Source organism: Marinoscillum sp., assembly GCF_040222955.1.
Classification (GTDB): Bacteria; Bacteroidota; Bacteroidia; order Cytophagales; family Cyclobacteriaceae; genus Marinoscillum.
The window spans coordinates 78,983-100,800 of record NZ_JAVKCA010000011.1 but is presented as its reverse complement, the minus strand read 5'-3'; the positions used below and the strand labels follow the sequence as shown (position 1 = coordinate 100,800).

The following is a 21,818-nucleotide window of genomic DNA, read 5'->3' as shown; positions in this document are numbered from 1 at the left end:
GTAGTTATTTGATATTGTAGACCGTGATTGACGGGGAAGGTTTCCAAGGAAAGGGTTATTTTTCCGTTTTTCACTCAACGCCACGCCATGATGACCAAACGCCTAGTCGCCTCTAGATCGGAATCCAGAACTATCTTTCCGCTGCCATTTCTATTGAATTTTTTTACCGTCTCCGGACTCAATGCATTTCTGCGATCCTTGGTCAATAAAAGACCAAATTCTACTATTGGTAAAGCGGTTGGTTTAGTTTTTTTTATTTTAGTTTCATTTCAACTTTTAAGTCAGTCTTCGTCTCAAGACGGAACAACTAATAAAGCTTATGCGATACCCACAAATTCCAATCTTGAAATAAGTGGAGACATAACTTTGGAAGCTTGGTTAAGACCCAATGCTCCACAAACCAACATTGGGAATGTGCTAATGAAGGGGTCTTATGGATATGCTTTCGGCATAATGAATGATGGCACCATTGCCTTCTGGCAAAGTGGAAGTCAAAACTCAGGTCCTGAATCTACAGCAAGTATTGTTCAAGATGGTGTAACGTGGACGCACGTGGCAATTGTTAACCAGGGTGGAGTAGGTACTACATTTTATATTAATGGAGTGGCAGTTGGATCTAATGCCACAGGAGGATCTTTTCAAACACAAGCAGGTGATCTTTATATTGGCCGTCAAGGAGCAGGCTGCAATTGTAATTTTTTCAATGGGTTAATTGATGAGCTTAGAGTTTGGAATGATGTAAGAACCGCTGGAGAAATATCGGCAAATTATGATCAGGTGGTGTCTGAAACTGAACAAGGGTTGGCCGCTTATTATAGATTCAATGAAGGCTCGGGAACAACGATATATGACGAAGTAACCGAAACAGCATATACACCATCGGTAAACGCAATCAGCTGGAATGCTGAAAACGCGCTATCAGGTGCCTCTTATTTTGTTGATGAAACTGCTTCTGGATCAGATGATGGCACTTCATGGGTTGATGCTTTTCCTTACTTACAATCAGCATTGGACATAGCCATTTCGGGAGATAAAATCTTTGTAGCTGACGGAGATTACAAACCATCAACCCAAGTAGCATTAAATGGCACAGGAAATGAGCAAACGTTTTTGATACCGAGCGGAGTTCAACTCTATGGAGGATTTGCCGGAGGTGAGGACATTACTTTACAGTCTAGTTTTGATAATAGAGATTTCCTAGTCAATGAGACCATATTAAATGGAGACATTAACGGTGATGACACTGCGCCGGTTGTGAATACATCCGTTCAACCGCTCACTCTTGATTATGGCACCAACAGATCAGACAATGCACTTCATGTTGTAGCAGTTCAAGACGCAACGACTCAAGTAATTATCGACGGTTTTACTATTCAAAATGGTCACAATGATGGTACTCCGACACAATATGGTGGCGGACTTTATGTAGATGCCAGTGCTGGGGTTAGTTCTGAGGTGAGAGTGGAAAATTGTGTATTTAGATGGAACAGGGCAGATAGAGGAGCAGCCATTGGCGCTTATGAACCTGATGCCGGAGCGATCATTAACTTGACGGTATTGAACTCAGAAGTATATCAAAATAGTGGATATAACTACGGGGCAGTTCATTTTCAGACCAGTGGAACAGCGGTTTCAAATAATTATTTTGTTAATACGATCTTTCGCGAAAACAGAACGGATTATGATGGGGCTGCCATTATGATGATAACACCCGGAGGAGATTTAGATATAATCAACTCACTTTTTTATGAAAATGATGCAAATAGGTTTTACGGCGGTATTTCTGCCGCGAATGTGAAAGACCTAAGAGTAATAAATTCGACCTTTGCTAATAATTACTCTCATACGAATACTTCAGGGGGATTGCACCTGGGAACACATACTAGTAATCTGGTTAGAAACTCGATCTTCTGGGGTAATACAATTAATATTGCAACGGACTATCAAATTACAGTTTCAAGTGGTTCTTTGAATATCGGCTATTCACTTGTTGAAGGGGGAGCTACAAATATTAATGGTACCAACACCTTTAACAGTGGATCTAACTTAACTTCAGATCCGCTTTTTGCAGATGCAGCAAATGGAGATTTTACTCTACAGGTAAGTTCGCCAGCATCGGAAATGGGAGATGCAGCTTCTCTACCTACGGATATCTACGATCTTGATGGTGATGCAGATACTGGGGAGGTATTATCCCTTGATTTAGCAGGAGGCGTGAGAGTGCAAGGTACGGTAGACATGGGTGCGTTTGAAACATTGGGAACGACACCAAACTACGCGCTTGATTTTGATGGAGTCAATGATTATGTAAACACGGATCTGGCCTTTTCAGGGCAGGTTTTTACAGCAGAATTCTGGGTCAACCCTGGGTCAACTCAGGTGAATTACGCTTCAATCCTAGACAACAATCACAATGGTTCTCAAGGATGGACATTTATTCAGAACAATTCAAATCTCAACGAGTATTGGTTTTTTACTCCAAGCAGTGTGAACGCTTATGTAACACTACCTGCTGATACTTGGTCGCATGTTGCACTCGTTCACAACAATGTTTCGCTGGAAAAGAAAATTTACCTCAATGGCGTTTTGGTGGCGAATGTGGCTGTAACAGGGGACATTAATTACGTAACGCCTGACCTCTACATTGGAGATTGGGTTTCAAACACCGGAACAAGACCTTTCAATGGTCAAATTGATGAAGTCCGTATTTGGAACACAGCAAGATCAACTTCTGAAATAGTCGAATATAAGGATGTTAAATTAAGCGGTACAGAACCAAATTTGGTTGCGTATTATGATTTTTCAGATGGTCCTTCTTCTAGTACTTTGACAGATCAATCACTTAATAGCAACAATGGCACATTAAATAACATGGATCCTGCTAATGATTGGATAGATGCAGGTTTTAGTCTTGGAGATCCATACCCTTTTACCATTTATAATTTGGTTGTAACTCCGGACAATAATGATGCACTGGTAGATATTACTACAAGTACTAACGTAGATCTTTATTATGTAATTACAACAACCAATGATGTGCCTTCGCCTGCTCAAATTCAAGCAGGTCTTAATCAGGCTGGTGCCCAAGCGTTCAACTACAGTAATTACGGAGGTGTAACTGGTGCGGCTAACTTTGGTGTAGGAGATACAAATCACACAAGTGGTAATGATTTAATTTCAGGTAACACCTATTTCATCCATTGGGTAGGAGAGAACGCTGGGCAATATTCGAATATTTTATCTGCAGAGTTCACTACAACAACACCTCCACCTCCTTCAGATATCACCATTACCACCATCTCAGTTTCAGGTGGAAATCTTCCTCAAGGAAGTACTGACAATTTGGTATACAGCTTCCAAATGGATGTAGCCACTTCCAATGCAGCGGCTCAAGGATTCCAGTTTAATCTAGCAGGGACAAGTGTAGATGCCGATTTTGAGGTGAATGGTGTTACGCTGGAGGTGAGTACAGTTTCAGATTTCAGTAGTGGAGTAACTTCCCTTCCGGGAACCTATGATCCAACAACCAATTTTGGTGGAGCAGACATTCAAGCATTGGATGCTACAGAATATGTTGCAGGCACTACCTATTACTTCAGGTTGAGTCTGGACATAGCTCCTGGAGCTACTGCCGGAAACACGTTCAATGTGATTGCTCCAGTAGAAGGAAATTTCTTTTTCAGTAATGGAATTGGAACTTTCAATGACGGAGCCATAACCGCTGGAAACACCTTCACAATAGGCACTCCAAACTACACATTGAATTTTGATGGAGTAAGCCACGCCGTTACTACTATTGGTAATGCTCCTATTAGTGGAGCAAGCCCAAGAACACTGGAGTTCCTGTATAAACCACTTAGTAATTCTGGGCTTCAATTCCCCATTTCTTATGGAACAAAGGCAGGAGGAACATACTTTGGCGTTCAGAACAATTCTGGGCAACTGGTCTTTAACGGCTATGCTGCAGACCTTGCTACCGGATTTACATTTACTACTGGCACGTGGTACCATATTGCCATCACTTTTGATGGTACTACTGTAAAGACGTTTGTAGATGGAAACCCAACTCCTACCCCAAGCGCGAATCTCACGTTGAATACTACCGCCACTGCCATAGTCTTTGGAGGGACCACAGATGGTGAGCGAATTACCGGACAACTCGATGAAGTGAGGCTTTGGGATTATGCCAAGTCACAGGCTCAGGTTGCGGCTTTCATGGCTCAGGAATTGGATACAGCAAGCCCGCCACCTGGATTGCTTTCTTATTACGATTTTTCTGATGGACCAAACTCCTCCATTTTGACTGATCAGGTTAGCGGCAACAATGCCAACCTGAATGGTATGGATGCAGCCAATGATTGGGTCATTGCTGATCATGGCATTAGCGGATCAGGAACTACTGATAGCACTAACCCTTCAGTATTAATTACCAGTTCAGAATCCGGCACTACGACTTTAGCCACTATCCCCATCACAATAACTTTCAGTGAGAAAGTAGTCAATTTCGATTTAGCTGATATAACAGTGGGAAATGGGTTGGCATCCAATTTTGCAACAAGTGACACTATTGTTTTCACAGTAGATGTGGCTCCGTCAGTTGGAGGTATTGTTACTGTTGATATTCTTTCATCAGTAACCACCGATCTTACTGGAAACGGCAATGATGCATCAGCACAGTTCAGCATTGATTACATCGCTCCGGAAAATGCATTGGACTTTGATGGTGTTGATGATAACATATTGGGATCAGGAATTAATCTGGCAAATTCTGATTTTACCATAGAAGTTTGGTTTAATACATCATCACCCACAAGTAGCCAAACAATCATTAGTGTAGGAGACAGTGAAACGGCCAATGAGACGCTACATATTAGACTTGAAAATTCAGATGTTAGAATAGGATTGGCGTTTGATGATGTGGTAGTGCCCTGGACGGTAACCACAGGTTGGCATCATCTGGCTGTGATTCATAACACATCCACACTATTTTCAGAACTTTACATTGATGGAGTATCAATTGGTTCAGGAACCCATAGTAATCCTTTTATAGGAAATACGAATTTCAAAATGGGAAGCAATGGGTGGTCAGTATCTGCGCTATTTGAGGGTGAAATGGACGACATCAGAATTTGGAATGTAGCCAGGACTCCAACTCAAATCCTTGGAAATTTAACGACACAGCTCTCTTCAGCATCAGGCTTAGTGGCTTCTTATGGTTTTAATCACCCTTCAGGTTCTTTACTTGCAGATCTTTCAGGAAATGGAAATGACGGAACACTGACCAATTTCGATTTCCTCGGAACTTCTTCAGACTGGGTCGCTTCTACCGTCCCTTCTTGTGCGCCAAGCGGGAAATTCATCGGCAGTGCAAATAGTGATTGGAGTAACCCCGCCAACTGGTGCGGAGGTGTAGTACCTGCGGCCAACAATGTGGTAGAGAATATTGTGGTCTCCATTAATTCTGACATTACCGAAACTCAGGATTTGGTACTGAATGCCAATGATTTTCAGGTGGCTTCAGGAGCAAGCCTTGTGCTTAATTTGAACAGCAACTCAGTACAACTGACCAATAATGCCACATTCACCAACAATGGAACCGTCAATGTTTCTAATGGCACGGGTGTTAACGCTACTGCAGGTTCATTTATAAATAATGGGGTGTTTTTCTTTGACGCAGGTACACAATTGGCTTCTCCTGAAGGCACATTTATCAATTATGGTATATTGAAAGGGTTTTTCACGGTTAACAATAATTTCACCAATCCATCGGCAGGTACCGTGGCCCCGGGAGCTTCTCCCGGATGTGCGAATTTTGTATCCGATTTCACCAACTCCGGAACATTGGAAGTGGAGATAGACGGAACGATCCCCTGCTCACAATACGATCAGATCTCCGTGGGTGGCACCGCCAATTTGGGCGGGACACTCAATGTGACACTTGGTTTCACTCCAGTCAGTGGGAATGAGTTTGTCATCATAGACGCCACAGCTATTTCGGGAACCTTCACCACAGTCAATTTGCCGGATGCCAACTGGTCGATTGCCTATGATTTTCCGGCTACGGGGCAGGTGAGCCTTTCTTATGTCGACCCCACTGAAATGATTGGATCTACCGGACCTGGAGGTGTGGGTGCTACAGACGGTACTTCACCTCTGCAACTTTGGGTAAAGGCGGATGCGGGAACAGGTACAACTACCGATGACGTGACCGTTTCTTCATGGACAGATCAATCCGGATTTGGTAGAAATATGACCGGAGTGAATTCTCCATCATTTAAAAACAATATTATCAATGGCATGCCTGTTCTTCAGTTTGCCGCTGCCCAATCTGATTACTTCCAATCAATTGGATTTACGGATAACTTTGACGCGGCTGGGTTTACGATATTCACTGTAGCCCAAATGACAGGAACTGGTGATCAGGGTTTTATTGGCTTTAAGAGTCAGACGGGTAGTTTTAATGGAAATGTCACCTTCTTTTTGGATGATGTAAATGGAACAGCCACCGACTTGAGAGTGAGCTCTCCATCTACTGGTACATTAGGAAGCACTCAATGGGCTAGTGATAATCGGTCACCAAGGCTACTATCATTTACAAGATCTACATCGCTCTTGAATGCATATGACGGAGGTACTAATGTAGTGAGCAACCTCGCAGAAGGTGCCATATTTAATGGTACTGATCCTTGGATGATTGGTAGATACAATAATGATAACTTAAAACATTTTACAGGAGATGTTGCAGAATTTGTTCTCTTCGAAGGTGTACTGAATACCGCTTCCAGAACCATTGTCGAAAACCACCTTTCTGCCAAGTATGACATTGCGCATTCAGTGGACTTATATGCCGGAGATACCGCCCCAAACGGGGATTTTGATTTTGACGTGATCGGGATTGGTATGGAAGCCGACGGATCCGATCCGGGAGGAGCAGCTGGTGGTATTATTCTGACGAATGCAGGATTCCTTCAGGATGACGGAGATTACCTGTTTGCAGGGCATGATGGGTCCGCGCATGGTTTTGTGCAAACTGACTTACCGGGGAGCTACACTAACAGATGGGCAAGAAGCTGGTATGTGGATGTGACAGATTCAACCACCTTGGGTACGGGAGGTCTGGTTACTGTTACTTTTGATTTTGATGAAGCTGGGTTGGGGTTACCCAATGCCAATCTTGCACTGATTACCAGACCAGGAACTACTGGTAATTACGCGGTGGCATCTACGGACTTTTTGATTGCTGGAAACAAAGTGTCTTTCACGCTCGATGCCTCGGCGATCATAGATGGACATACTTATACCATCGCAGATGATTTTGTGCCGAATAATGCCCTGCTATTTGATGGTGTCGCTGGAAATTTTGTTCAGGGCCCTGACCTGACTGGCCAAATCACGAATGATTTTACGTTTGAAACATGGTTTAGAACTACTGCCAGCGATCATCGCATGATGATAGCCCTTGGCGATCACCTGGGTGGTGCCGGAGCACAGGCACAGTTAAAAGTGAATTCGAATTCGGTAATGTTCGGAGTAAATGCTCTGTCAAGCGTAGTTTCACCCTCAGCAACTTATACTGATGGCAGTTGGCATCATGCTGCTGGAGTGTATTCTGGCACATTACTAACGCTTTACCTGGATGGTGAGTTAATTGATACAACAAGCGCGCCCCTCAGCATGGATTTATCCGCTTTCAAAATCGGTGATCACTCAGGAGGAAACCTGGTTTGGGATGGGGAACTTGATAATATGCGGATTTGGAATGTCGCAAGAACACAATCTGAGATTGTTGCAAATGCTTACAACACCCTGTCGTCCGATTCAACCCTGGTTGTTTCCTATGATTTTAATTCCAGCACCGGAACGACTTTGTTCGACCAGTCAGCGAATAGCCTGAACGGGACATTGGTAGGTACACCGCCTGCCTGGGTAAGTTCTACGGCATGGGATATTGATATATTCGCTCCGACATTCGAAGCGGGCTATCCGACAATTACCAACATCAACCAAAACGATTTTGACCTGACAGTTCAGCTCAATGAAGAGGGAGCGGTTTACTACGTGGTGCTGCCAGACAGTGCTACTGTGCCATCAATTGACGATATAAAAGCAGGTACGGATGGACTCGGAGGGGCTGCTGTGGTGGCATCCAATTTCCCTGTCAACCTCATAGGTTCTGAGGTGATCGCCAATATAACTGGCTTAACAGATGGAACAAGTTATGATGTATACGTAGTGGCCGAGGACAATGAGGGAGCACCAAATACGCAAAAAGTGGCTGTAACATTTGACATCACCACCTTAGCTTTTCCAGAAAACGCACTTTCATTTGATGGAACAGATGACTATGTCGATATAGTTCATAATGCCAGCCAGAACCTTTCCACATTCACACTTGAAGCATGGGTGAAAACCGAGCAGGCTGCTGGTGCTCACATTCGAATTATCATGAAGCCAGTTGCAGGCAACCAAAATTATTCTCTGGCAATCAATAACGGGTATGCACATGTTCGCTTTGATGGTAGTGGAGGTGTGCAGGCTGAGGGGACTACCTTAATCAATGATGGTAAATGGCATCATTTAGCTGGTGTGTTTGACAATGCAAATGATCTGATTTCCATTTATGTAGATGGTGTACTTGAACAACAAAACGCCACTGCGCAAAATCCAGTGACGGGTTCGAGTCCGCTGTATTTAGGATGGTCAGGTGTCGGTCAACATTACGAAGGTGAGATGGACCAAGTGCGCATTTGGAATACAGTCAGAACCCAGGCAGAGTTGATCAATCACATGAACCAGAGTCTCAACGCTGAAGCGGGACTGGTCGCTTCATATGATTTTAACACGGGGATTCCAGGGGGAGACAATACAGGGCTCAATACTCTGGCCGACATTTCCGGAAACGGACATGATGGCACATTAAATGCCTTTGATCTGGTGGGAGACACTTCCAACTGGGTGGCTTCCGGGGCCTTTGCTCCTATTATTTATCAGGTGTCAGCCGCTAACCTTAATAACCTCAGTGTAAACTGGCAACCGACCAACAGAGGACAAGTCTATGTAGACATTAATGACGCCTCCAATTTTGCCGGAGTCCCTCACGCAACAGGGCATCAAATTGGCAATGGGTCCAATTCAACCAGCATAGTTACTGGATTGTCTCTGGCCCCAAACACCCGTTATTTTGCACGCATCTATTATCAGGATGGCGGGTTCACGAGTCCTTACTCTGATACGGTAGAGTTTATGATCAATGCAGGGAGTGCGCTGGATTTTGATGGGACGGATGATTTTATCTCCATACCGGACCACCCAGATCTTAATTTTGGAACTGGGGACTTCACCGTAGAATTTTGGATCAACACTACCACAACAAATAAAGCCATTGTTTCAAAGCGTGTAAGTGATCCAGACTGGTGGAGGGTAGCATTATCTGGAGGCAATGTTTATTTTGAGCTAGGCGTAGGAAATACACCACTTACTTCCACCTCCGTAGTGAACAATGGTTTGTGGCATCATGTAGCGGCCAGAAGAGCAGGAGGAACAGGATACATTTACATTGATGGGGTCTTGGAGGCGACCGGAGCATTTAGCGAAAGTGCCTCTAATTCACACCCGGTTGAAATAGGTTCTTGGCAAAATGGAGCTCAAGCCCTATACCTTGGCCAATTGGATGAAGTTCGAATTTGGAATGTTGATCGAAGTTTGGCCGAAATCCAGTCCAGCATCAACAACACACTCGCAGGAAATGAAAATGGCTTAGTCGCTTACTACCGATTTGATGAGGGAGATACGGCTGCAGTAAACACCGGCATCAGTTCACCGGAGGTTATGGATCTTTCTGGAAATGGAAATGCTGGAACCATGTCTGGGTTTGCCAAAACGGGAGCCACTTCTAACTGGGTGGCATCAGGAGCATTTACTCTGGATAATAATACAGCACCTTTGGCTCCTACAGATGTGATTGCCTTTTCAAATTCGTCCAATAATATTATCCTCCAATGGAAAGACAATGCCTACAATGAGACCGGATACCTCATTGAAAATGCAGATGACTATGATTTCACACTGAATGTAGACACCGTCGTAGCAGACCTGGGGGTGAATGCTACTTCTTTTGTGCATTCAGCGGGAGCAGATCAGGGCTATTTTTATCGGGTTACTCCAGTCAATGGATTTGAAACAGGAGCCAGTACTTCGGAGGTGGAGTTTGCTACTACCAAATCATTCCCGGGATATGCACTGAATTTTGACGGGATAGCGGATTCGGTGGATATGGGATCTACCGGAGACCTTCAGATTTCAGGAGCGTTGACTTATGAGGTTTGGATTAAAACTACGCAGACCCAAGGGTTCATTTTGGGAAAGAGAAACAGCAGTGATTTAGCGGATCTGGCCTCTAACATTGAACTGGATGGAACAGGGAAAATACAAGGACTGGTTTATGATGGAATTGCCGGTTTTCCTGATGTAATTCAGAGTAATGTTGCCGTGAATGACGGAGAATGGCACCATGTGGCTTTTGTGTTTGAGCCGTCAGTAGCCCTCAGGCTTTACATTGATGGCGTGTTAGACAAAACTTTTGGTATCAGTTCTACCAATATCAATGGAGCTTCTTACCCTTTTAGGGTTGGAAAGTATCCTACTTCTAGCTCTGCCTTTTTTGATGGGGAAATGGATGAAATTAGGGTGTGGAATGACGTGCGATCAGACGCTGAGATTTTTGACAATTTATATCATGACCTGAAAGGAGACGAATCGAACCTGGTGGCTTATTATCCTATGGATGAAAACTCAGGCACTAAGTTGGTAGACAGGAGTGTGAATACGAATGATGGAGATATTGGTGGTGCTGGATTTATTGTTTCAGACGTTCCGCTAGGTCCTCCGATGTATCTTTTATCCAGCACACCATTGGTCAACGAGACCAACATTGCAAGAAGCGCCAACATTCAAATGACTTTTGATGCCAATGTAGATGCGGCAACTTTGAATGACAACATTGTAGTGATGGGCAGTCACTCAGGCATCATTACGGGAGTATTTTTTGGAGGAGGCACTTCTGTTATCACGTTTGATCCTGATAATGACTTCCTCGCAGGAGAGTATGTATCTGCTATTATATCAGAAAAGGTAAGGGGACTTAATGGGGAAGTAGCTGTTTCGTACAACCTGCAATTTGCCATTGCAACCGGGCCATTCCAGGGAGCTTTTGTTGAACAAACTACCGGGCTGGAAGGCGTAGTGGATGGTGCGGCCGCCTGGGCAGATTATGACGGTGATGGGGACCTGGATGTAGCTGTCAGCGGTTGGGACTTTGACTACACTTTTGTGATTGCCAAGATTTTCAACAATTCAGGAGGCACGTTCACAGACATTGGCGCATCCCTCACGGGTGTTTACGAGGGTAGTTTAGACTGGGGAGATTATGATGGAGACGGAGATCTTGATTTGTTCGCAACAGGGTTTAATGATGGAGGTAGTCGTACGGCCAGTTTATATCAAAATAACGCCGGAACATTTAGTGATGTTGGTGGATCTTTTCAAGGGGTATCTTACTCCGAGGCAGATTGGGGAGACTTTGACAATGATGGGGATTTAGATCTTGCTGTTCAGGGTGATTACACCGCGTCATTATCTTCCACGTCGATATATGTCAATGAGGGAGGAACTTTTACCACCCTCAATGCAGGACTAGTCGGAGCAAACACAGGAGACTTGTCATGGGGGGACTACGATAATGATGGTGATCTGGACTTAGTAAGTATGGGTTATACCAGCAGCAGCGCCTCTATTATCACCACAATCTATCGAAATGATAATGGCGTATTCACGGATATCGCAGCAGGACTAGAAGGGAAATTTTATGGCAGTGTCAACTGGGGTGATTATGACAATGACAATGATCTCGATTTGCTGGTCTCGGGTTCTAATACAGACAATGCGCCAATTATTTATAGAAATGATGCTGGGACTTTTGTTGACATCAGTGCTGGTTTGTTAGAAAATGCAGAGGGGGAATCAGCATGGGGTGATTTCGATGGTGATGGTGATCTGGATGTTGTGATCAATGGATCGGGAGAAACGAATGATCCTACCACAACCATCTATATCAACAATGCGGGAAGTTTTGTGAATTCAGCGATTCGGGTAGATAACTATCTTTATTCTACCGTTGATTGGGGAGACTATGACAATGATGGTGACTTAGACTTGTTAATGACCGGAACGGATGATTTGAATGGAGGAAGAATTTCATTGTATTCAAATGACTTAGCTCCACCAAAGGTTCTTAACGCAACAAGCGTATCCACCGCAGGGTTTACGCCTAATTTAATTGCCCCTTCCGGAGCTGTCGATTTGATAGTCGATGTATCTACCGATCCTCAATTTGGATCATTTATTTCGCAAGATGTGAGCGTAGGCATATCCGGTGGTGTTGATATCAATACAACATTGACAGCAGGCACTCAATATTTCTATCGGGCAAAAACAGATTTTGGTGGTGGAGAGGAGAGCTCATACTATATATCCAATTCATTCATGATTCAACCAGGTAATGCTTTGCCATTTACTGGAGATGATTATGTAGAGGTATTTGACAATCCTGTTCTGGAGCCGACTGATGATTTCACGATTGAGTTTTGGTTTAATACTAACGTCACTGGAAATAGAGTTTTCGTAGAGAAGGGAACAGGAAATACGGAATACTCAGTGCAACAGTATTCAGGAGATGTCCTGGGGCTCAATGTAAATGGGGCTATGCAAACCAATGGTTCTTATAACGATAGTACGTGGCATCATGCCGCATTTATCTATAGAGGCCCTGGTGATGGTACTATTTATGTAGATGGAGTGGAGGATGTAAATGCCGGTTCGGTAGCAGCACTTGGAGCGCCCACATATTCATTAGGAAGATTGACCATCGGAGATCGAAGATTTGGAGGTAGTTTCAATATTGAAGGAATTATTGACGAAGTAAGGATATGGGACGATGAACGAACACTTACTGAAATCGATGACCACAGATACAAAACCTTAATTGGAGACGAGCAGGGCCTGATTGCGTACTATCAATTTGATGAATTATCAGGTTTAGGGTTGAAAAACCTCTCTGATAACTTGTCCTTGGATGGGTCATTAGAAAATATGGTTGGCAATGAGTGGACAGCCTCCGGAGCATTGGGTGCTTTTGGTACGGTGGTGAGCATTACTGCAGATGAGGCGAACCCGGCAGGGAGTGCGATTGCCTCAGAGTTAGACTGGAATATTCAATTTACCTCACCAGTCACAGGACTTACTCCCGGTAATTTTACGCTGAATAGCTCAGGAATAGGTGGAGGATCATCCGTATCATCCGTAACGGATGTTGATGGATTCAACTGGACGATCACAGCTACTGTAGATGCCGGAGATGGAACGATAGGTGTGGATTTCACGAATGACGCAGGCCTTAATGCAACCATCACTAATGCCCCATTTGTGGGCGAAGTATATACGGTAGATAGAACGGTACCTGCAGCGACGCTTACAAGTTCAGAGCCCGACCCAACGAATTCAGGGAGTTTCACAGTAGACATCATCTTTAGTGAAGGTGTGACCGGTTTGGGGCTCGGCTCAATCATAGTTGGAAATGGGACAGCTAGCAATTTGGTGGACTTAGATGGCATTAGCTATACGGTGGACATTACGCCAGGTACCGATGGTTTGGTATCAGTGGACTTGGGCGCGGGCGCTGCGCAGGATATTGCCGGCAATGACAATTCTGCGGCAAGCACTTTCTCTATCAACTATGATACTACCGGCCCTACTCCTGCAATCTCCAGTTTGGAGTCAGATCCTACCAACAGCTCACCTTTCATAGTCAATATTGATTTTACCGAGCCTGTTACGGGTTTTGACCTTACAGATGTGACAGTGACCAATGGGTCAAAGGCCAACCTGACAGAAGCACAGAATTATGCTTATGACTCTCAATTTGGATCGGCGGGATCAGCCGATGGTCAGTTCAATGATCCCTACGCGGTAGCGGAAGATGGTTCTGGTGATATCTGGGTGGCAGATCGCTTGAACAACCGACTCCAGGAGTTTGATCCTGCCGGAAATTTCATGCAGTCAGTAAGTTTTAGTGCCCCTATTGGATTGGCTGTAGACGGATCAGACAACCTCTATGTAACGAGAACGAATAACCTTGTCTATAAAATAGACCAATCCGGAAGTGCCTTGTTGACAATAGGAACCTCGGGTTCAGGCGCCGGACAATTTGCCAATCCTTCGGACGTGGCCATAGACCACTCTACCGGAGATATTTATGTAACAGATTACAACAATGCGAAATTTCTGAAATACAATGCTGCGGGAGACTTCCAGTGGGAAGCAGGAGGCAATGGCTCCGGAGATGGTCTGTTTAACTACCCTACCGGAATCGTAGTTTTCGGTTCGACCGTTTATGTCACAGATGACAATAACAACAGGGTGCAGGCTTTTGATACCAGCGGTAATTTCCTCTTCATTCTGGGAGGCCCTGGTACGGGCGATGGTCAGTTGCAGGGAGTAGACAAAATAGACGTGGATGGAAACGGGAATGTTTATGTCCTTGATCGAAACAACCATCGGTTTCAGGTTTTCAGCTCCGGAGGTAACTATCTGGGTAAATTTGGAAGTGGGGTTGGTTCATCAGATGGTGAGTTTAATTTCCCAAGAGGGATTGCTGTTTCCGCCAGCGGGGATGTGTTGATTTCTGATGGAGGAAATAATAGAATTCAAAGAATTAAGGGCGGTCCTTCCGGCAATTTTAACTTCGAACTTACCCCAGCCGCTGATGGGCTGATTACCGTGAATGTAGGCGGAAGTGTGGCCACTGATTTGGCAGGAAACCTCAATAACTCTGCTGTTCAGTTTAGCATCACGGCAGATTCTCAGGGGCCGGATGTGACGATCAACCAATCAGGGTCACAGCTTGATCCTACCAATGGAACGATCGTTTACGATGTGATTTTTTCTGAGCCGGTTTCAGGGTTTACGGATGATACCAATGTGGACTTTGCATCAAGCACCGTGGGGGGTGCATTATCTGGCACTGTGACCGAGGAGGCTCCTCTTGATGGCACCACCTATACACTCACCGTATCCGGAATGTCTGGAACTGGGGATGTCATTGTTAACATTCAGGGTGGTGCTGCTTCCGATTTGGCCGGTAATGTTAACTCGGTCAGTACAAGCACTGATAACACGGTGACATATGATGATGTGCCACCGAATTTGACCATTACCACACCCATCGCCACAGACAATTATATAAACAATGCCGAAGCGTCTTCAGTAATCATCAGTGGAGCCAGTGATGCGGAAGATGGGCAGACGGTTACCTTGACCATTTTTGATGGTTCTTCCACATTGAATCCGAGTGCAGTGTTGAGTGGAGGTTCGTGGAGTGTTGCGGTTGACTTTTCGTCACTGGCCGATGGAAATGTAACCATCACGGCCGATGTGACTGATTTGGTAGGCAATGCTGCTACTTCGGTGAATACCAATGTTACGCTGGATCAGACTGCTCCGGTTGTATCATTGAGCACAACAGAACCTGACCCAACGAATTCAGGAGTTATTCCTATCAGTATTACTTTTAGTGAAGGAATGTCCGGATTTGATGTGACGGATTTGACCGTAGGTAATGGCGCTGCAAGCAATTTTGTGGACATAGACGGCACCAACTATTCAGCGGATATCTACCCATCTTCTGATGGTTTGGTAACGGTAGATATCAGTGCAGGAGTAGCATTCGATGCTGCTTCTAATGGTAATGAAGCTGCACCGACACTCTCTATTACTTATGACGCTACCGTACCAACTTTGGATTTTGTGGGAATTTACTCTTCCAATTCCAATTCCATCTGGGCGATGGTAGGTGATGATGTGTTTGTTGATTTTACCTCATCTGAGGGCATTGAGAATGTAATTGTATACATAGCAGGAAATGTGGCCACGATCGATGACCTGGCCGATGCGAATGATCAAACCTGGAGTGCTTCATACACCATGCAGGTTGGTGATACTGAAGGGTCCATTGCATTCAGCATTGATTTTGATGATTTGGCCGGAAATACTGGAGTCCAAGTGACCACTACCACTGATGCCAGTGATGTATCCTTCGACAAGACAGACCCCAATATTACGGGGAATAGTGCCCACAACATTATAGAGAATACCACTGCGATTGGAACCTATTCATCAGGAGAAATTGTGATTTGGAGCCTTTCCGGAGATGATGCAAGTAGCTTGACGATAGATGGGGCAGGTAGTCTGAGTTTTGTTAGCAATCCTGACTTTGAATCGCCAGGGGATTTCAATGGGGATAATATTTTTGATGTCGTAGTGGAGGCTACTGATGAGGCCGGAAACGTGGCCACCCTGGCTGTTTCGATAACGGTGACAGATGAGGATGAAATCAACCCTGTGATCAGTGGAAATATTACACCGTCTGTTCAGGAGAATACGACCTCCGTGGGAACATACACAGCGGATGAGTCTGTGACGTGGAGCTTAAGTGGCACTGATGCTTCAGAGTTCAGTATTTCTTCAGGCGTGTTGAGTTTCCTAAGTCCTCCGGATTTTGAAAGTCCGACAGATGGTGGAGCCAATAATGTCTATGATCTTGTTGTAACCGGTACAGATGCTGCCGGCAATATCGGTACCCTTGCCGTCTCTGTGACGGTGACAGATGTGGACGAAATCAACCCTGTGATCAGTGGAAATACTACACCATCTGTTCAGGAGAATACGACCTCCGTAGGAACATACACTGCGGATGAGTCAGTGACCTGGAGTCTGAGTGGTACTGATGCTTCGGCATTCAGCATTAGCTCGGGCGTGTTGAGTTTCCTAAGTCCTCCGGATTTTGAGAGTCCGACAGATGGTGGAGCCAATAATGTCTATGATCTTATTGTGACCGGAACAGATGGAGCGGGCAATATTGGCACCCTTGCCGTCTCTGTGACGGTGACAGATGTGGACGAAATCAACCCTGTGATCAGCGGAAGTACAACACCATCTGTTCAGGAGAATATGACCTCCGTAGGAACGTATACTGCGGATGAGTCTGTGACCTGGAGTTTGAGTGGTACCGATGCTTCGGCATTCAGCATTAGCTCGGGCGTGTTGAGTTTCTTAAGTCCTCCCGATTTCGAGAGTCCTACAGATGGCGGAGCCAATAATGTCTATGATCTTATTGTAACCGGTACAGATGCTGCCGGCAATATCGGTACCCTTGCCGTCTCTGTGACGGTGACAGATGTGGACGAAATCAACCCTGTGATCAGCGGAAGTACAACGCCATCTGTTCAGGAGAATACGACCTCCGTAGGAACATATACTGCGGATGAGTCTGTGACGTGGAGTCTGAGTGGTACTGATGCTTCAGCTTTCAGTATAAGTTCGGGAGTATTGAATTTCTTAAGTCCTCCCGATTTCGAGAGTCCTACAGATGGCGGAGCCAATAATGTCTATGATCTTATTGTAACCGGAACAGACGGAGCCGGCAATATCGGCACCCTTGCCGTTTCTGTGACGGTGACGGATTTGGATGAAATTGACCCAGTGGTTAGTGGGGACGATTTGCCTGAATTGGTCGAAGGGGAAACCCTGGTTGGGAATTATACTGCGGATGAGACTGTAACGTGGAGTTTGGCGGGTGTTGATGCTTCTTTCTTTACGTTGAGTACTGGAGGAGAATTGAGCTTTGCCAGTGCCCCCGATTATGATACGCCACTGGATGCCGGAAGTGATAATATTTATGAGGTGACGTTGCAGGCTACTGATGGCGCTGGCAATGTGGGTAGTCTGGCAGTAAGCGTTAAAGTGCTTCAGTCTGATGTAGTGCCTCCAGTGATTACAGGGAATGACATTCCTGAACTTCCGGAAAACACCACACTGGTTGGAGCATATACCGCAGATGAGTCGGTGACATGGAGCTTGAGCGGCGAAGATGCCAGCTTGTTTTCGGTGAGTGCATCCGGTGAACTGAGTCTCCTTACTGAGGCAGATTTTGAAGTGCCGTCAGACGCCGATGGCAACAATACATACCTGCTGACAATTACGGCAACGGATGGGCAGGGTAACTTCTCGGACCTGAGCTTGGTGGTCACGGTGACGGATACCAATGACAATACACCTGAAATTGTTGATCCGGGAAGTGTGAGTGTAGATGAGAACAGTGAGGCAGGCACTTTAGTGGTAGGCCTTATGGCTACAGATGCCGATACAGGGACTACTTTCTCGTGGAGTCTGGGTACCGGAAATGAGGACCTGGATGGAGATGGTTCAGCTCCTTTTATCATCGATGAGGCCACTGGTGACCTTATGGTAAATGATCCCGATGACCTGGATTACGAAAGTGGCACCATTTCTTTCAGCCTTCAGGTGATTGTGGAGGATGGAGCAAACGCGCAGGGCATCACCGTATTTATCGAGGTGAATGATTTGGATGAGACCATTGCTGTCAGCTTTGATGAAGTGGTTACTAATGATCCATCGCCTGCACTTACCGGAATGGTGGATGACCTGGAAGCGGGAATCGAGGTGAGCGTGGATGGAAATAGTTACCAGGCGGTGAATAACGGTGACGGAACATGGCAATTAGCTGGTGCTGTCATTGCGGACCTGTCAGATGGTACTTATGAGGTGACTGTTATGGCTACAGGATTGTCTGGTGGACAGTTTGGTTCTGTCACAGGCACGCTTATCATAGATCTTTTGGCTCCGTCCATAAGTATTGATGCTTTGGTGACTAACATCACCAGCCCCGAACTTACCGGTACTGTAGATGATCAGGATGCTGTTATTCAGGTAACGGTTAATGGCATAGACTATGAGGCCAATAATCTTGGAGATGGATCCTGGATCCTGGCTGCCGGAGTAATAGAATCACTATCAGAAGGAATTTATGAAGTGACCGTGATGGCAACGGATGCCGCAACCAATGAGGGAACTGCTGCGGGAACATTGGAAATAGACACTTCTGTACCTGTAGTAACTGTTGACGCCTTGGAGACCTTGAAGGACAGTCCGTCCATAAGTGGTTCTGTAGATGATTCGGAAGCGTCAGTGGAGATCACGGTTAATGGGAACACTTATGAGGCTGTAGTGACTGGCACGATTTGGATGGTGGAAGAGGGCACAATAGCCTCACTGGCGGTCGGCACCTATGATGTACTGGCAACAGCGAGTGATGCGGCAGGTAATTCAGCTGAAGATGCCAGCACAGATGAACTGGTCATTAAGCCGGGAGCACCTACTGCTTTAGCCGCCACAAATGTTGACTACTTCAGCTTCACTGCTAATTGGAAAGAACGAAGTGGTGTGGCAAGCTATCGTCTGGATGTATCCTCCGATGCTGCCTTTGTGAATTTGCTTTCCGGATTTGATAACCTCAGCACCACGGCCACTTCTGTGGCGGTAACCGGATTGAACTACGGTAGCGTTTATCACTACAGAGTTCGTGCAGTCTATGCTTCAGGGGATGTCTCCGGAAACTCTAACGTGATAAGTGTTACCACACCAACGGATGCAGGAACCGTGGCAGATTCATTGGCTCTGCTAAGTATTTATGAGGCAGCAGGTGGTGCCAGCTGGACGAGGACAAACAATTGGAAAACGACTCTGCCGCTGAGACAGTGGAGTGATATTACCATGACAGGCACCCGAGTTACCACGGTGGACCTTTCGTCAAACAATCTGACGGGATCCTTCCCGGAGATTTCGGAAGGTCTGGAGTTTCTTACGACGTTGGATCTGAGTGGTAATTTATTAACCTCCTTGCCTTCGCTCACCTCTTTGTCCGGTCTTACAAGCCTGGATGTTATTGATAACAAACTTGGGTTTGCTTCATTGGAACCCAATGCCGGAATTTCGGGCATTGTTTATAGTCCTCAAAAAGCAGCGGGTGAGCGCATTGAAACACTGGAGCAGCAGGGTACGAATTTCACAATAGACCGTACTGTGTCCGGGTCAGCCAATAGCTATAAATGGTTCAAAGAAAACCTCAAGACCAATGCGGTGACTGAGTTGACCAATACAGGTTCTTCTCTGACGATTGCCATTGAGAGCTTTAATGATGAAGGCGGATACTTTGTGGAGGTAACTAACGGTTTGGTCTCTGGCTTAACGATCACTTCTGAGCCGGTAATTTTGAAAGTAAGTTCATTGGAACGGGATTTTGCAGCATTGCAAAACATCTATGATGCCATGGGTGGCGAATCCTGGTCGGGAGAAGCGAGTAACTGGCCCAATGAAACGGATTTCGCTGATTGGGAAGGTGTGGAGATTCAGAGCGAACGCGTGGTGGGTCTTAAATTGGATTCAATAGACATGACGGGAGAGTTACCCAAGGACATCCTCGATATTGCTGGCCTGAAGGATGTAGACCTGTCCGGCAACCGGATTTCCAAGATTCCAAATATGACCAGCCTGAGCCTGACCAGTCTGAATGTATCAGGAAACAACCTGGAGTTTGACGATCTGGAGCCAAATGTTCAGATTTCAGGAATCAGTTATGCCAATCAGCGCTTAATTGGGGCAGCGAAGAATGACACCATTGTTCATGGCAGTGATTTCACGATACTCCTGGAAGTGGGTGGTAGTGCCAATGCTTATCAGTGGAACCGAACAAACGACCTGGGCACAGGGCCTGTTTCCGGAGCCACCTCCAACAGCTATACCATTGAGGGAATTAGCTATGAAACGATGGGTGTACATACCCTGACGGTGACAAATTCTAAAGTGCCGGGTCTTACACTCACCAGTCGTAAGCAGCGGGTGTTGGCAACAGCTAATCTCACGTTTACCGCACTCGATCTGAATAATGAGCTGTTTACGGAAGGAGATGGTATGGCACTGAGAGTGACGGCTCCTGGCAATCCGTATGATACCATTCAGGTGGTGCGTGGCTCCACCGAAGGTTTTGTTTTTGAGGACCTGATACTGGGCGACTATCTGATTGCCGTTCGTGCGGATGATCTCGTTGAGTTTCTACCTACCTATTATCCAAGCACTGATCTTTGGAAGGAAGCTGAGGAATATATTCTGAGAGAGGATGGGGAGGAAACCTTGCGAATGGCCCAGATACCACCTCCCTTGCCTCCTTTGCCGGATGGAGGAGTGGTTGGTGGAACCATCGAGTCTGATTTTGCAGATGAAGAAGAAGAGGATGAAGGTGGACGAATTGAGTCCCGACGAAAAGTCAAGCGTGCAGGATGTAGTATGCGTAGGTTTGTCAGAAGCGGACGTATTGATCAGGATGGAGAGTTCATCCTTTACGCCTATGTGGAGTCGGACGATGAGGGGCGATTCAACTTTAAGGACATTGAGCCGGGGCTTTATCGCTTCAACATAGAATATCCGGGTATCCCGATGGATCCTGAATCGTTCGTGGAGTTCGAGATTGGAGCCGATGGCAAAGAGCGCAACAGCTTCACATTGGAGGCCACAGTTACAGAAGAGGGCATTGTGGTAGAGAAGATCAATGAGCTGGGATTCTATAGGAAGTACTTCAAGGACCTGAACGTATACCCTAACCCATCAGATGAGGTGATGCATGTGAGCTATGCCAAGATGCTGGCTCAGGGTGTAGTGATGCGTCTGGTCGATCTCAAAGGAAATGTGGTGTTAGAACAGGCAGTAGAGCGCGGCTATGACATGGCATTGGAGCTGGATGTTCGTGAAATACCAGCGGGAGTTTACCTGTTAAACTTTGTAGACACGCTGGATCGCAAACGCTCGGTAGTAACCTACAGGGTGGTGATCAGACATTAGGAGACCCACCTCAA

1 protein-coding gene is annotated in these 21,818 nt (G+C 45.7%); it reads left to right on the top strand.

The features are described 5' to 3' along the window. The first annotated feature begins 87 nt into the window (after window positions 1-87). Entirely contained in the window at window positions 88-21,804 is a 21,717-nt protein-coding gene (locus RIH33_RS10305; protein ID WP_406652091.1) for a LamG-like jellyroll fold domain-containing protein, read from the top strand. The last annotated feature ends 14 nt before the right edge of the window (window positions 21,805-21,818 follow it).